The organism is Pedobacter sp. V48 (assembly GCF_000523515.1).
In the GTDB taxonomy this organism is placed as follows: domain Bacteria; phylum Bacteroidota; class Bacteroidia; order Sphingobacteriales; family Sphingobacteriaceae; genus Pedobacter.
Genome location: NZ_AWRU01000005.1, coordinates 322770 through 337020, shown reverse-complemented (window position 1 = coordinate 337020; position 14251 = coordinate 322770). Strand labels below are relative to the sequence as shown.

Sequence of the window (14251 nt, the reverse complement as noted above, 5' to 3'; positions counted from 1 at the left end):
TTGTGATTAGACATACGAAATAACCTCAAAAATTGCTTGTTTTTCATAATCCTAAAAACTATCTTAACGGTATAACGCACGCTCATGAAAAATCTTTGCTTATTCAGCCTTTTGTTCTTGTTATCATGTAAGCAGTCTGTTGATACGATAGATATACCTACTATAAAATCTAGTACAGCAAAAATAACAGGAAGGATATCAAGTCCGAATGACACAAACAAGGATAGCATTTTTGTAACTATTGGTGTTCAACATCCAATTTCGGGAGAGTATGTTAAATACAATGCATTTGTTGATCGATCAGGGAAATTCTCTATTGATGTTGATGTTGAAACAGATATTTCTATGATGGGCCTATACACAAGTTTAAAACCATATAAATCCCTACTTGTTAAATTGACAAGCGGTGGTGTTACCAACATTGATATTGCTTACAATTCGGATTTTGATTTCAAAAATATTGACGTTACACCTGCTGGTCTGACTCAAAATGATATGACCCGAAGCTTGGAGGTCATAAATAAAATGATTGATTACAGATCGGGCAGAAAAACGGAACCTTTGTATAATAAAAGTCCCGATGTTTTTCTGAATCATGCTAAAACCAGTGTAACGGAAAGATTAGAGGTTCTAAATAGTGATGCATTAATATCAAAAGAATTAAAAGGAATACTCTCTAAAGATTTTCGTTTATTCACGTATGTTGGATTCGTCTTTGATTACGAAAAATACATGAAGCTTAATTATCGAAACGTTACTCAGGATCAGATCAATGAACCTGCTATCCAAAAGATTGATAGGTCGTATTATCGTTTTTTGAAAGATTTCAATCTCAATGATCCACAATATCTGAATTGTTATTCATTCATTGAAGCTCAAAAAAAAATCCTTCAAAATGAAACAATAGGGCTCCCTGAGATCGGAGAAAACGATATTCCATCTTGGTTAGCCAAAGTGAAAACGATCTTATCCGATTTAGTCGGATTCGAGGATGGCCAATATTACGATATTTTAGCGGCTAATGCCTATGGCAGACAACTAACTGAAGAAGTAAGACCGCTGAGCGAAAAGCAAAAACAGTACATTGCTGCCTATTGGAAAAATGGAGAAATTGCAAAAATCTTATTTCGAAAAAACCAACAAGTAGCTGAATTAGACAAATTCAAATCACCCGTCGTTATAAATGACATCTCCTCTGTCTCAGACGATAAAGTCATAGAAACCATTGTCGCTAAACACAAGGGCAAAGTTGTTTTTATCGACCTTTGGGCCACATGGTGTGGACCCTGCCTGGATGCGATGACGGAATTCAGGAGCACAAAGGCTAAGTTTCATGGCAAGGACATTGCATTTGTTTACCTCACAAACGGGTCCTCACCCCGAAAGCTTTGGGAAGAAAAAATTAAAGGAATAGGCAGTGAACATTATTATCTGACGGGTGCCCAGTGGGAGTATATCATGAACCATTTTGAGTTCGAATATATTCCATCATATCTGTTATATAACAAAGAAGGTGCCCTCATCAATAAAGTTACTGCCTTCCCTGGAAATGAAAAAGTGAAAGAGATGATTAACGACCTGTTGTAAAGGTGAGTGGATATTGACCCTCTTTATATCAAATCTGATTGATTCATCGAAATTACTTTGATATATTTCAGGCTGAAGAGCTTAAATTGTAAATAAAAATGTAAACTTTGCAAATAAAMTNWWGANCGKWAKRKCNGNTMGTSWARRKMWMSWSTSYRGRWMWCGSWRGTMSCYGNAKCRKATTGTTATTACTCTCTTCTATCTTTGTAATCTGCGCGGCTTTCAATAGGAAGGGTAATGATGACTTTGATATTGCAAGGCGGGAAGTTTTGCTTCGCAGGATCGGACATGAAATACTCTTACAGTCGGGCGACAGTACATCAAGGGTTCTTCCCGTGAAAAAGATCGCGGAAAATGAATACCAGATCAAGTTTGAGAATGATCTTACTTTTCAACCCGACTCCCTGGTGAATACGATTCAGCGTTTGTTGGCCAGAGACCCGCTGGCACGTGATTATGTTGTTAACGTAATGAACTGCAGCGATGCCAGTGTAGCCTATGGATACGCGATATCAAAAAATAAGAAAGACGATATTGTAGCCTGTATAGGAAGAAGGCAACCTAAAGCATGTTACATGATTAACATTAAATTTAAACCGACAGGAATAAATACATTAAAGAATGAATATTTTTTGGGTGGTCTGTCATTTTTAGCGATTGTTGGGTTTATCTTTTTGAGATCTGTTAAGCCGCGGAAGGCCTTATCTAACAATCAGCATACTGGTACATTCAATATGGGGTCAATTTTGTTCGATGCCAAGAATCGTAAGCTCATGATAAATGGAGAGACAATGGACCTCACCGGAACGGAAACCCGGGTACTGCACGTTTTCGCCTCGTCTCCTAACCAGACTATAGAGCGAAGCCGGCTGCAGAAAGAGATATGGGAAGATGAAGGTGTTATTGTAGGTCGCAGCCTGGATATGTTCATATCAAAACTTAGGAAAAAATTGGAAATTGATCCGAATATCAAAATTGTTGTTATCCGCGGTAAAGGATACAGGCTTGAAATTAGTTCTTAAACCATGAATAGAAAGTACCTGATTATTCTTGTTTTGTGGCTAATCTCAGGAAGTACATCCTTAAACGCTCAGGATTCCCTGTCGGTGTGGAAAATCGAATACCAATACCTGTATAAATCATCCGATACACTCATTAAGCAAGATGCAAAATTTGCCAACATAGTAACATATGGAAAGGCAACACTATATTACACAGATTCAGCCTACCGACTTCAATACGCAGCAGATCACTGGGAAATTGGAGACTTAACCGCCCCTCGCCGCTATAGCATCTATGGCAACCTTGCCAGAGAAGGTCTTTCAGCCGCACAACAAATGCCAGAAGTTTACGAACTTTCGAATGATGATTTTCCAATCATCTTATGGGCTAATGACTATAAAATGCTAAAAGCTGAAGGAAATTTTGAGTTCATGGGAATGGCATGTAATAAACTTCTTTTTCATCCTCAAAAAAAACTTGTTGATGCCGTATATGAGGTATATCTATCGGATAATGTACCCAAAAGTCCCTGGCACCCTTACACATTCATGGATCAGGTGCCCAGCGGATTTTTGGGTTTATATAAAAAAAATGCGGCCAACACCCTATTTGAAGGTATAGAAGCAAAGGAAATCAAGCAGATCAATGTCCCGGTCGATTTTTTCAAAGTTCCCCCAACTATGAAAATTCAGCGGATGATTGCTCCACCCAAGCTGAATCGTTAATTCGCTACTATATGCTCAGAAAATAAAAGGAATGGTCCGCGAGGATGTCGAAGACAGATACAGTGACTTCTTTTGAGCAAAGTTATGTTTATTTGGTGTAGTACAACAAAACTGTCCCGCAGGCAAATGGTTTAGAGGTCACAAGCTTCAATGCCGAATCATTTTTTATGGGGTTGAAAGTTTGTTGCCCATTACCCAATGCAGCAGGGTTTACCAGCACATAGTATTCATCAATCAAATCATGTTGTATCAACGATGACACAAATGAGTCACCGCCATAGACAATGATGTCTTTTCCCACTTTATTTTTTAAAGCACTTATTGCTTCTGCAATATCACCACCGATAATCGTTGTATTCTTCCATTTGCTTTCTATGAGCGTATTGGAGAAAATGACATTCGGGATTTCCGAGAAGCATTTTCCAAGCTTTTGTTCTCCGTCATTTGAATTGTTGGCCACTTCGGTCCAATATGGAATAAAGCCTTCCCCGGTTTTTCGTCCGTGCAGGATACAGTCAACATTATTGAGGTTATCAATACTAAAGTCAGACATCCCACTATCCCATTTATTGTCAAGTAAAATGTTCATTTGGATTTTTAGTTTACGCATAACTTTAAAATGTTTGGTTGTGATTGATTTTAGTTTTTTATTTGGACAGTAACTTCGCCAAGTGATCTAATGTCATTGTAAATCCTTCTTTAAAGCCCATTTCGATAATATTTTCCAGATCAGAAAGGGTTTTATGCCTGATAGTAATGTTTACCGATGTTACCCCTTCTGTTTCTTTAAATTCCAATCGCCATGTCGAACTCGGCATTTCCGGATTGATGTTTTCGTCCTTATCGGCAAAAGCATCAAAAAATTCAAAGTCTGTCTCAGGGTTTATGGCCTTGAACTCCTGAATGGCCCAGTGCTCCTGTCCTTCAGGTCCGCACATCGCGTAAAACCTGCGTCCACCCTCTTTAAAATCCATGTATTTAGTTCTGGATAGCCAAGGCTTWGRWRYYSACCATTGGTCAAGGACTTCCTGTTTTGTGAATGCATCCCAAACCAAAGATTGATCTGCCGCAAATTCTCTGCTTACAAATACTGTATTTGTAGACTTGTCGACTGTGAAGTCGAATAATAGATTGCTTTTCATTTTTCCTGTTTTTTGATTGTAAGTAATAGGTTATCTAACTGATTAAATCTCTGCTCCCAAATCTTTTTGAATTGTTCTAACCATTGGTCAATTTCTTTCATTTTGTTAATTTCAAGCTGATAATAAATTTCCCTCCCCTTTTGTTTCTGTTTTACCAATTCACATTCGGTGAGTATTCGTAAATGTTTAGAAACCGCCTGTCGTGTGGTGTTGAAATGTTCAGCTATGGCATTTGGTGTCATAGCCTGTAAGGCTATGAGTGTAATGATTGCCCGTCTTGTAGGGTCGGCTATTGCCTGGAAAACATCTCTCCTCATTGTTTCAACGATTTAATTTAATTCCTCTTATGCTTAGCCACTTAAATAAGCAACCGTTCAGTTGCAAATATATACGCAACCAATCAGTTTCGCAAATTTATTTTCATTTTTCATTACAATCTTATCTAATAAGCGAAATAAAAAATATTAAGCAATCGATTGTCTTATTTGTTATCTTGTACCAACATTGATTAATTATGAATTTAGTCTATAAAGCTATTGCCCATAAACTTTTAATCTTAGCAGCTTCGTTATTCCCAATTTACGTTTATGGACAAGCTTCTAAGAATCAGATGGGTTTAAAGGATTATTATCGCGATTACTTTCCAATAGGCGTGGCTGTTACTGCTAAACAACTTTCAGATTCAGCCCAAAAGAATTTCATTTTAAAACATTTCAATAGCCTGACAGCAGAGAATGCAATGAAAATGGGCCCCATCCATCCGAAAGAAAATTTATTTTTCTGGAAAGATGCCGATGCAATTGTGGCATTTGCACAACAACATAATCTAAAAGTCCGTGGCCATACCTTATGTTGGTATAACCAGACACCCAGATGGATGTTCTACGATAACCTTGGAAACCAAGTGAGCAAGGAAGTATTGCTTCAAAGACTAAAAGATCATATTTATGCAGTTGTGGGAAGATATAGAGATCGGGTATATGCCTGGGATGTAGTCAATGAAGCGGTATCAGATGAACATGACCAGCTACTGCGCAATTCGCTCTGGTATCAGATCTGTGGGGAAGATTTTATTTATAAAGCCTTTCAATATGCACATGAAGCAGACCCAAAAGCCATTTTGTTTTACAATGATTACAATACCGAAAACCCAGATAAGAGGCAGCGCATCTATAAACTACTAAAAAAAATGCGAGATACCGGGATCCCAGTCCACGCTATAGGCCTACAAGCGCATTGGTCGTTCAATGACCCCTCACAGGAGCGACTGGAAAGTACCATTAAACTGTTTGCATCGCTTGGACTGAAAATCCAGGTTACCGAACTGGATGTTTCCATTTACTCGAACGGGCATCAACAGGATAAGGCGGTTATCACTCCGGTTTCTATACTAACTGCGGAACGCGAGCAGCAACAAGCTGAACAATACGCGATGATTTTTAAGGTTTTCAGGAACCATAAAAAATACATCAGCGGAGTGACATTTTGGAACCTATCCGATAGGTACAGCTGGCTGGACAATTTCCCGGTACGCGGTCGTAAAAATTACCCGCTTTTGTTCGATACTCAACTTGAACCCAAAAAAGCTTATTGGAACGTTGTCAATTTTTAATCAAAATCGTTAGCTACCTCACAACGCTGATTTCCGCCAAATCATTCTAAATCTTCCTGACCTAAGCTGCACTAAAGCTGTTGGGATTAAAGAAGCAATAGACTAAGCGCATCCACCCCCAGCCGGCGTTTGAGCCAGGCAGACAATTTTAGTTTTTCGGCAGGATTAAGTGGCGTTGAAAAATCAGCCAAAACGTCTGGCAATAGAAAGCTTGATTAGTCGGAACAGTCTGCCAGGCCATTTTCTTACTTTAATTAAATTGGGCTGATCTTGCATACTAAACAAACAGTTAGAAGGACCGTTACAGTTATTCAAGTTTGAATGCATATCAAAAATCCGCTTTTTAGTTTGCTACGGCGAACCAGTGAACAACTTTATAAAAAAGTAAAAATATCTTGTAAGGATACCTTACTGCTTCCGACTAAGCACTGTACAGTCTATAAAAATATTTAAGTAATTTCATATATGCAAATCGCCCAGAATGAAGCACCCAGTCTTGAAAACCGTACCCTCCATCCACAATCATGGGTAAGTAAGCATGCCGACTATTTGTATTCCTATGCCCTAGCACGTATAAATGATGAAGAACAGGCTCGAGATATGGTTCAGGAAACCTTTCTTGCTGCACTTGAAAAAGCAGACAAATTTGAGGGCCGGAGCTCCGAGCGCACATGGCTGACTGCTATTTTAAAGTTCAAAGTGATTGACCTCTACCGTAAAAATGCTTCTGGTTTTGCAAAATCGACGGAACAAGGCACCCCGGAAGGAGATCAGGATTTTTTCGACGCCGATGACGGTCACTGGAATAACCAGCACAGACCAAAGGAATTCGGCATTGAACAGTCCGATGCGTTGGAAAACAAAGAATTCCAAAGAATATTGCAGCTATGCATGAAGAAGCTACCCTCATTGTGGCTTTCCGTATTTACCATGAAGCATATGGATGATGAAGCGACCGAGACCATTTGCAGTGAGTTGAAAGTATCGGCATCAAATTTCTGGGTAATAATACATCGCACTAAAGTGAGCCTACGCTCCTGTCTCCAAAAGAACTGGATTTAACATACGGTCATGAACGAATTAAGAAAAATACAATACAACTGCCGGAAGGCAACCTATCTAATCGAGAAACAGCAGATTGGGCGGATCACATTAAGGGAAAAACTAGAACTTAAAATCCACCTGGCAGGCTGCTCCATTTGCAAAACCTTTCAGCGGCAAAGTATCGTGATCAATCACCTGGTACGCAACCTTTTTCAGTCGACTGAGCGAGCCGACGTGAGGCTGGACGACGAGTTCAAAAGAAACCTTCAACAGCGCATTAATCAAAACTTGGACAAAAACTAGTCGTATCAGCATGACTTCTAATTTTCTTTACCTGCTACCTACTACTATAGAGCAGGTAAAGAAATTAGAAAGATATCGGCGCTCAAATCTATTCACCTATATCTGTTTACGCAGCGCAGCAGCTGCAGCTTTAAGTAGTGAAGCGCTTAACCTCTCTGTGATATCGGGGTTAATGTATTCAAACAGGATAGTACCTTTATTATTCAGAATGAATACAGAGGGTACAGGGAGCAGTTTGTTTACATTTTTGCCTCCTGAACTTTCCCTTAGAAATGAATCATAGCTCCTGGGCCCTTTGAAAGCGATCCCGAATTTCCTGGCAGCATTGAGCTCGGCGTCCGATAAAAGCGTATAAGACAACTTCTGTTTAACCATTGTTTTGGTAAGATTTTCAGGACTGTCCGTGCTGATAGCGATGATTTGATAGCCCATCTTAGTTAAGTCCTGATCAACCTCCTGTAGTCCTGATAATTGTTTAGAGCAGTACGGACACCAGCCTCCACGGTAAAACACAAGTATGGTTGGTTTTCCGGCAACCGATTTATTTAAATCAAAACTTTCCCCCGAAGATTTTAATAGCTTCAGTACTGGAATGTTTTCCCCGACCAGTAAGGGGCTGATATCCTCTGGTTTCAAAGGTACTCCTGTTACCATTTTTGTGGTATCATTCATCAGCATCAGATCCTGTGAGGCACCAATCCTACCTGCGGCCAGAGTTTTCACACCTGAGCCCCCCACACACAGTACGGCAAATACGAACAGAGATTTCTTCCATCTGTTACTCGTTAAACAGCTGTTTTTGTTAAGATTCCTTTTCATGTGATTATTAGTTTTTAACCTTAGTCGAAGTGACTGGCCAAGCCTTACAAAAAATGTTAAGAATGATTTAATAACCTATCCAAGGCTGGAAAAACACGCATTTTACAATAAATTCAAAAAATTTGTAAGGAACAAACTTTTTATCCGACAAAGTAGAAAAACTCAATATGAAAAACTCAAAAAACATGATTTGGTTTGCTATTGCCTTAATGCCACTGGCACTACCTGCATGTAAAAAAGACCAGTCTGGTGCAACAATGGGTGAAAGCGAAAAGACAACAATCACCATTGAAAATGTTTTAAACTCAAAACCTTTGGTTGAATCTGGCACTTTTCAGGGCACCGGAACTCCTGCGCTTATTTTACCCGGACAATCCGCAACGATCACATTCTACGCTGCCAAAGGAGAAGCCGTGACCTTTGCAACGATGTACGGGGCCTCAAATGATTTATTTTTTGCACCGGAAAACCCAGGGATACTGGTGTATAACCAGGAGGGAAAACCAATTGAAGGAGATGTATCTACCCAAATAAAACTATGGGACAATGGTACGCGTATCAATCAAAACCCGGGATCAGGTGTCAGTCATCCTGGAAGTGTGGAGAACAAAAATATCAGCGAAGTGAATGGAAGCGATGCCCAGGGCAACACCTATCTTTCGGCAGCGAAACTGATCAAGGCAAACCTGAAATACAATGGCAACTCGCAGTTTACCTTAACCCTGCAAAACACATCCGGTGGGACTAAGAATGAAACACCGCTAAGTCCCGGTGTATGGGCTGTATCCTACATTGCTGGTGGAAATTTACTCAATCCCTCCCCCTTATTTGGTAAAGGAGAACCAAGTGCCAACGGTCTGACCGCCATTGCAGAAGCAGGAAACAATATGCCTCTTAAGACCTATGTAAGCAGCATCACCGGCATATTTACGCCACTTTCTCCTATCCTGGTAGTCGTTTATAATGGCATTGAAGATCCATTGTATAAAATTGGCGAGAAAGACCGTAACCAAGGCCTCAAAGAATTGGCTCAACAGGGAAATGCAACTGTACTTGCGGCTTCTTTGAAGACAAAAAACGGCATTAAAGCAGTCTACGTTCTTCCGGCACCAACCACTACTGTGTTGCTTCCAAAAATAAGCGGACAGCCGGGCGGACAGGTTTCACAGGAACTGATCGTAACCAAGGGAGACCGGATAGCTGTGGCAACGATGTATGGATTTTCCAATGACTGGTTTTTTGCAACTGGTTCAAACGGGATAGATCCAATGAAAAAAGGAGATGCTTCAGCTAACATTGGCTTGTACAATAATGGAACTGCAATTGACCAGTTTCCAGGTGCGGGGCTCACTCAGTTCAATCTTTCGGGAACGCCACTTTCGGAAAGCAATCCAATTGGTGAGGTCCTAAATCCAAACCCATTTACAACTTTACCGGCAATATCCCAGATCATCAGCGTTACGCTGAAATAAAAGCAAATTCGCCGCTGGCCATTTCAATTCATGATAAGCTTCCAGCGCACAGCGAAGCTTATCATTAGTCTGCTACAAAACATTAAATATTGACCTAAACTATAGAAAAATGGACTTTAAAAACACCGGCTACAACCTTGGCGTTATCACCACAATAATTGTATTATTCTGGATCGGCGTCTTAAAATTCACGCCCAGCGAAGCGATGGCTATTAAAGCCTATGTCTCAAACAGTTTTCTGATGAACTGGTTATACCGGTTCAACTCAGACCAAGGAGTTTCAAATCTAATCGGGATCTATGAGATCATCACAGGCATCCTGCTGATTGTATCTTTTTGGAACAGCCGAATTGGATTGGTGGCAGGTTATCTAACTGCAATCATTTTCCTCACTACCTTAAGTTTTTTAATGACAACCCCTGGGATCTGGAAGCTAAGTGACGGTGTACCGATCACCGACTTTTTTGTAATCAAGGACCTCGCTTTTTTAGCTGTTGCCTTACAGGTTATAGGAAAAGCAAAAATCGCTGGTCGACGATCACTAAAACCAAGCATCTTGTAGACAGGGATAGCATACACTCCTCAATCATAAGTTATTGAAAATAGATTGTTTCCTAAACCTTCTGTTGCAGCTACCTATTGACCCATAGAAGCAAATATGCAGTATACCTTTCAAGCTGAGGAAAACAAATGGCCCAATTTAGAAATCAGTGATTTCAATGGCCTTCCTGCTGAATTTCAGATAAGTAACAATAACTTTTGAGCCAATTTTGTAACGATCATAATCTTGCAGGTCAACCTCAATCCTGATTTTCTCATTATCAGCCGGCCCCAAAAAAGTCAGGTACTCCGCATGTTCAGTTTTATCCCGGTCAACCACCATACTCGTTAGTCTATTTTTCCCATTTAATTTATCCTTCCTCCAATTATACCGGCTATACTGAATGCAAAGCCAGGCAATCAAATAACAAAAACAAAAAAAAGATATGCCCACACAAAAAAAAGCGAAATAATCTTCATAGCCCAGCCCCTCCAAAGTTTCCTTTTTTACAGTAAAAACAGCAATTAAGCCCATAAAAACCATACTAACAACAATAATAACTGCAATCATTTTTATCATTACTTTATGGCCCCTATCCATTTCCATTATTTCCTCTTCCTGCAAAGGAATATTTTGCTGTAACTGTATTTGCAACTTATCAATTTGATGATCTTCCATTTATTCCTTAAATCATTAACATACTAAACAATTATCATAGACGTACCTTATTCATTTTATGGAGCTGTGGACACCCTGACAATACAACTCATGCGACTTTTAAACTTATTCTTTTCTGCCAGTGGTATTTCGACTTTAATGGTCACTGGAAATCTTTCAACCATTTTCACATAATTCCCGCTTTGGTTACTCGGAGAACTTAAAGGAGATTCATTTTTTAAATTACTGATCCCAGTTATTTTACCGGAAAGACTAAGTTCAGGAAAATCATCAACAACAACTTTAACCGATTGACCTTTAAGCAAATGCTGCACCTGATTTGATTTAAAATTGGCAGTAATATAAAATTCAGTAACCCCATTCACTTCTTTGACATCAAAAAACGCATCATTGGTAAGTTCAAAATTTCCATCTTTTGAGGGAATGATCCGGCTGCTTAACAAAATATCAGACCATTGTTTCAAAAATCCTGCGGAGAACTCTGGTGTTTTCATAGAAACAAGGACCATATGCCTGCAGCTCTTGCCATCTAAAATGTAAATAAGCGTAGAAACGGGTGTTTGCTCAGATTTAAGCGTTCGGTTTTCCAGACTGATTAGTCTAAAGGGATGAGGGCCATTTCTATTTTCCGCCAGGAGTTTAAAACGAATGCCTTTGTCCTTTAATAAGTCCTGGGAGACATCAGTGCTATCCAAAGGCTTAGTACTTTCGGTGATGTCATCATTTAATATCATCACCACTTTTTTCCAGCTCTCGTTCTTATCGTCCTTAACATCCCACTTATAATGACGACGAGAATAATCAGTTTGGACGGATAATTTCTCGTCAAGTTCCCACCCCTCTGTTTTTGGCCAGCTGATTTCTATATCTTCCCGATTAGATTGTGCTTTGGTCAGCCCAAAAGTTAACACTAAAACAATTATAGTAACAATGTTTTTCATTTGTATTTTTCAGTAATGTAGATACGTTAAAGTTAAGAATTTTAGTAATGCACAAAAGAGAATTGCAACAGGTGCTGTCTCTTTCCTTTCATGACCCGCTTTATCGTTTCCGACAATTAATAACTAATTTTAAACTACATACTTGTACACATGAAAGTAAATGCACCCGATGTTTCGACAGCGCCTTTGATTGAATATTTCGAAAAATTAATTCTACTCGATAATAGTGAAAAGCAATTGGTGAGGGATTTTTTCAAACCCCGTCTTTACCGAAAAAAACAATATATTTTGCAGGAAGGCGATCGATGCAATCAGATGAACTTTGTTGTGCGCGGCTGTTTGAGGATGTATAGAGTAGATGATAAGGGCAACACCCACATCATACAATTTGCGGCAGAAAACTGGTGGACACTGGACATCGGCAGTTTCCACAGTAGAAATCCATCTGAATTAAGCATCGACGCCCTCGAGGACACCATGGTATTGCAGATTAGCTATGATAACCTGATCTCATTATATACCCAAGCTCCAAAGTTCGACCGGATTTTCAGGGTACTTATTGAAAACAGTTATGTTGGATTGCAAAAAAGGATGCTGCAGGCGATTAGTTCGACAGCAGAAGAACGTTACGAGTTTTTCATAGAGACCTACGCCCATCTGTCAAACCGCCTGCCCCAAACTCAAATTGCTTCTTTTTTGGGCATTACACCGGAATTTTTAAGCCGATTGAAGAATAAGCGCGTAAAATCTTAAACTAGATCAATAGTATTTCTTGATGTAGTTTATTGGTACAAGGCTCTGCTTTAACGGAGATTTGTGGTATCGATTTATACACTTAAAAGAAATACATCATGACAACAAATCAAACAGTAGCCGTTGTAGGGCTGGGAAATATTGGACAGGCAGTAGGAACCAATCTTTCAAAATCTGACCGGATTTTTATTGCGGCAGACAGAAATGTAGAAAAGGCAGCAACCCTTGCTGAACAATGGGGCGTAAATGCAAAGGCAAGTGATATTGCATCTGCCGTGAAAAACGCGGGTATTATTATCCTTTCTATTCCTTTCGAAGCTGTGGCCGGTTTTATAAAAGACCACGAAAATGACTTAGAAGGTAAGATCATCATTGACCCATCTAATCCAATCGCGCCTGACGAAAATGGCGGTTTCAAGAAAATAATAGACGCGAACAATTCTGCTGGACAGATCAATGCAGCTTCCCTTCCCAATGGAGCAAAACTCGTAAAAGCCTTGGGTACATTGGGCGCAGCATCTCTTATCAAAGCGGCTTATCAAGCTCCAGAAAAAGCGGTATTGTTTTATGCAAATGACGATACATCAGTTGACAGTGAGGTTGAGGACCTTATCCGAGATAATGGCTTTCAGGCCGTTCGTGTCGGTGGTATCGATCAATCTATCCGTATAGAAGTATTTGGTGACCTGCATGAATTTGGTGCCCTTGGAAAAACCGTAAATTTAGCGGAAGCGAAAACAAAAATTTAGTGGTTAACCAGAAACAAACGCTGATGAAAAAACTAATTCTAATACTGATAAGTCTATCATTTGCGCCGTTTATATTTGCCCAGACAGCGAATTTGGGCAAATATAAACTTAAGGCAAATCTGGTTTCATTACACAAAGTAAAAATAGCTGGTAAGGGTGCTGTAAGAATAACTAAAGATTCTACAATAGCAAAATTCGATGAACCTACTTTTGCTAAGCTGGTAGGGACCGAATTTAAAAATGGCACCATTGAGGTAAAAGTATTAAGCAGGTTACTTAAAACAGCACCTGAATTTGCCCGTGGTTTTATTGGCGTCGCCTATAGAATAAACGATGATAATTCTTCTTATGAAAGTATCTATTTGCGTCCGACCAACGCACGGTCAGAAGACCAAGTCAGAAGAAATCACTCGATCCAGTATTATGCCTATCCGGACTATAAGTTTGACAGATTGCGTAAGGATGCTCCTGAACAATATGAATCATATTCGGACATGGAACTAGATAAATGGATCACACTCCGTATTGAAGTGGCACAAAATCAGGCTAAGTTGTATTTGGATAACAGGGAGCATGCGTCAATTTTCATCAACACGCCAAAAAATGTAATCCCTAAAAGCGGAGGTATCGGACTGTGGGTAGATATAGGTACAGAGGGCTATTTCACAGATTTAAAAATTGTAAAAAAAGATTAATCATTCTTTAGACACCGTATCCTTTACGGCCATTAGTTTGTCACCTGCCGGAGTATAAACCAAAAGTTTGCGGGTTTCGTTCAGTATTTTCGAGTGAACGCTATCAACAACGCCCATAACAACAAGGTTATTTTTGATAGTTTGCACTTTCAGTGCTGTCACCAGTAACAGGGCCACAAAGTAAAGGG

General features: G+C 39.6%; 18 protein-coding genes. 11 read left to right on the top strand and 7 right to left on the bottom strand.

The genetic code is table 11. The features are described from left to right. The first annotated feature begins 84 nt into the window (after nt 1–84). The 3 genes from N824_RS04800 to N824_RS04790 all read left to right on the top strand — a co-directional run bounded on the left by N824_RS04800 (nt 85) and on the right by N824_RS04790 (nt 3314). Nucleotides 85–1587 (top strand): TlpA disulfide reductase family protein, encoded by a 1503-nt coding sequence (locus N824_RS04800; RefSeq protein ID WP_152541983.1) that lies wholly within the window; start codon nt 85–87, stop codon nt 1585–1587. Nucleotides 1588–1769: 182 nt separating this feature from the next. Next, on the top strand, nt 1770–2609 hold the full coding sequence (locus N824_RS04795) for a winged helix-turn-helix domain-containing protein (protein ID WP_084498203.1): 840 nt from the start codon (nt 1770–1772) through the stop codon (nt 2607–2609). Nucleotides 2610–2612: 3 nt separating this feature from the next. Then, nucleotides 2613–3314, top strand: a complete 702-nt coding sequence (locus N824_RS04790; RefSeq protein WP_048903985.1) for a hypothetical protein — start codon at nt 2613–2615, stop codon at nt 3312–3314. Nucleotides 3315–3402: 88 nt separating this feature from the next. Here N824_RS04790 and N824_RS04785 read toward each other — a convergent pair whose 3' ends face one another. From N824_RS04785 to N824_RS04775, 3 genes are read right to left on the bottom strand one after another with little or no spacing between them, the layout of a single operon-like run. Beyond that, nucleotides 3403–3903: a dihydrofolate reductase family protein gene (locus N824_RS04785; RefSeq protein WP_161662261.1), complete on the bottom strand. Its 501-nt coding sequence runs from the start codon at nt 3901–3903 to the stop codon at nt 3403–3405. 58 nt (nt 3904–3961) lie between these two features. After that, nucleotides 3962–4456, bottom strand: a complete 495-nt coding sequence (locus tag N824_RS04780) for an SRPBCC domain-containing protein (protein WP_048903983.1) — start codon at nt 4454–4456, stop codon at nt 3962–3964. After that, on the bottom strand, nt 4453–4773 hold the full coding sequence (locus N824_RS04775; RefSeq protein WP_048903982.1) for a helix-turn-helix transcriptional regulator: 321 nt from the start codon (nt 4771–4773) through the stop codon (nt 4453–4455). Before N824_RS04775 ends, N824_RS04780 begins: the two co-directional genes overlap by 4 nt. 197 nt (nt 4774–4970) lie before the next feature. On the opposite strand from N824_RS04775, the gene N824_RS04770 reads away from it, so the two are divergent. The 3 genes from N824_RS04770 (at nt 4971) to N824_RS04760 (ending at nt 7415) form a co-directional block, all read left to right on the top strand. After that, entirely contained in the window at nt 4971–6068 is a 1098-nt protein-coding gene (locus N824_RS04770) for an endo-1,4-beta-xylanase (protein WP_048903981.1), read from the top strand. Between the two features lie 465 nt (nt 6069–6533). Beyond that, complete coding sequence (locus N824_RS04765; RefSeq protein ID WP_048903980.1) at nt 6534–7130, top strand: sigma-70 family RNA polymerase sigma factor; 597 nt, start codon at nt 6534–6536, stop codon at nt 7128–7130. 9 nt (nt 7131–7139) lie between these two features. Then, a complete protein-coding gene (locus tag N824_RS04760) occupies nt 7140–7415 on the top strand; it encodes a hypothetical protein (protein WP_048903979.1) in 276 nt (91 codons plus the stop codon). A 96-nt stretch (nt 7416–7511) separates the two neighbouring features. On the opposite strand, the gene N824_RS04755 is transcribed toward N824_RS04760, so the two are convergent. Further along, nucleotides 7512–8234 (bottom strand): peroxiredoxin family protein, encoded by a 723-nt coding sequence (locus tag N824_RS04755; protein ID WP_052334054.1) that lies wholly within the window; start codon nt 8232–8234, stop codon nt 7512–7514. 167 nt (nt 8235–8401) lie between these two features. Between N824_RS04755 and N824_RS04750 the strand changes: the two genes are divergently transcribed. Both N824_RS04750 and N824_RS04745 read left to right on the top strand, forming a co-directional pair. Then, entirely contained in the window at nt 8402–9706 is a 1305-nt protein-coding gene (locus N824_RS04750) for a spondin domain-containing protein (protein WP_048903978.1), read from the top strand. Between the two features lie 109 nt (nt 9707–9815). Continuing rightward, nucleotides 9816–10268: a DUF417 family protein gene (locus N824_RS04745; protein WP_048903977.1), complete on the top strand. Its 453-nt coding sequence runs from the start codon at nt 9816–9818 to the stop codon at nt 10266–10268. A 138-nt stretch (nt 10269–10406) separates the two neighbouring features. Here N824_RS04745 and N824_RS04740 read toward each other — a convergent pair whose 3' ends face one another. Together N824_RS04740 and N824_RS04735 are read right to left on the bottom strand one after the other, a co-directional pair. Beyond that, a complete protein-coding gene (locus N824_RS04740; protein WP_048903976.1) occupies nt 10407–10925 on the bottom strand; it encodes a hypothetical protein in 519 nt (172 codons plus the stop codon). 56 nt (nt 10926–10981) lie between these two features. After that, nucleotides 10982–11866: a hypothetical protein gene (locus N824_RS04735; protein WP_048903975.1), complete on the bottom strand. Its 885-nt coding sequence runs from the start codon at nt 11864–11866 to the stop codon at nt 10982–10984. Nucleotides 11867–12016: 150 nt separating this feature from the next. On the opposite strand from N824_RS04735, the gene N824_RS04730 reads away from it, so the two are divergent. From N824_RS04730 to N824_RS04720, 3 genes are all read left to right on the top strand, one after another. Then, entirely contained in the window at nt 12017–12619 is a 603-nt protein-coding gene (locus N824_RS04730) for a Crp/Fnr family transcriptional regulator (protein WP_048903974.1), read from the top strand. 98 nt (nt 12620–12717) lie between these two features. Beyond that, nucleotides 12718–13368, top strand: a complete 651-nt coding sequence (locus N824_RS04725) for an NADPH-dependent F420 reductase (RefSeq protein ID WP_048903973.1) — start codon at nt 12718–12720, stop codon at nt 13366–13368. Between the two features lie 23 nt (nt 13369–13391). Beyond that, nucleotides 13392–14063: a hypothetical protein gene (locus N824_RS04720; RefSeq protein WP_052334060.1), complete on the top strand. Its 672-nt coding sequence runs from the start codon at nt 13392–13394 to the stop codon at nt 14061–14063. On the opposite strand, the gene N824_RS34025 is transcribed toward N824_RS04720, so the two are convergent. After that, nucleotides 14064–14210: a hypothetical protein gene (locus tag N824_RS34025; protein WP_235206990.1), complete on the bottom strand. Its 147-nt coding sequence runs from the start codon at nt 14208–14210 to the stop codon at nt 14064–14066. It lies immediately after the preceding gene. Nucleotides 14211–14251 lie beyond the last annotated feature (41 nt).

Excerpts from the sequence above, each read along its gene's own strand:
- N824_RS04800 (WP_152541983.1), top strand. The coding sequence starts at position 85 with ATGAAAAATCTTTGCTTATTCAGCCTTTTGTTCTTGTTATCATGTAAG.
- N824_RS04790 (WP_048903985.1), top strand. The coding sequence starts at position 2,613 with ATGAATAGAAAGTACCTGATTATTCTTGTTTTGTGGCTAATCTCAGGA.
- N824_RS04785 (WP_161662261.1), bottom strand. The coding sequence starts at position 3,903 with ATGAACATTTTACTTGACAATAAATGGGATAGTGGGATGTCTGACTTT.
- N824_RS04775 (WP_048903982.1), bottom strand. The coding sequence starts at position 4,773 with ATGAGGAGAGATGTTTTCCAGGCAATAGCCGACCCTACAAGACGGGCA.
- N824_RS04770 (WP_048903981.1), top strand. The coding sequence starts at position 4,971 with ATGAATTTAGTCTATAAAGCTATTGCCCATAAACTTTTAATCTTAGCA.
- N824_RS04765 (WP_048903980.1), top strand. The coding sequence starts at position 6,534 with ATGCAAATCGCCCAGAATGAAGCACCCAGTCTTGAAAACCGTACCCTC.
- N824_RS04760 (WP_048903979.1), top strand. The coding sequence starts at position 7,140 with ATGAACGAATTAAGAAAAATACAATACAACTGCCGGAAGGCAACCTAT.
- N824_RS04755 (WP_052334054.1), bottom strand. The coding sequence starts at position 8,234 with ATGAAAAGGAATCTTAACAAAAACAGCTGTTTAACGAGTAACAGATGG.
- N824_RS04750 (WP_048903978.1), top strand. The coding sequence starts at position 8,402 with ATGAAAAACTCAAAAAACATGATTTGGTTTGCTATTGCCTTAATGCCA.
- N824_RS04745 (WP_048903977.1), top strand. The coding sequence starts at position 9,816 with ATGGACTTTAAAAACACCGGCTACAACCTTGGCGTTATCACCACAATA.
- N824_RS04740 (WP_048903976.1), bottom strand. The coding sequence starts at position 10,925 with ATGGAAGATCATCAAATTGATAAGTTGCAAATACAGTTACAGCAAAAT.
- N824_RS04735 (WP_048903975.1), bottom strand. The coding sequence starts at position 11,866 with ATGAAAAACATTGTTACTATAATTGTTTTAGTGTTAACTTTTGGGCTG.
- N824_RS04730 (WP_048903974.1), top strand. The coding sequence starts at position 12,017 with ATGAAAGTAAATGCACCCGATGTTTCGACAGCGCCTTTGATTGAATAT.
- N824_RS04725 (WP_048903973.1), top strand. The coding sequence starts at position 12,718 with ATGACAACAAATCAAACAGTAGCCGTTGTAGGGCTGGGAAATATTGGA.
- N824_RS04720 (WP_052334060.1), top strand. The coding sequence starts at position 13,392 with ATGAAAAAACTAATTCTAATACTGATAAGTCTATCATTTGCGCCGTTT.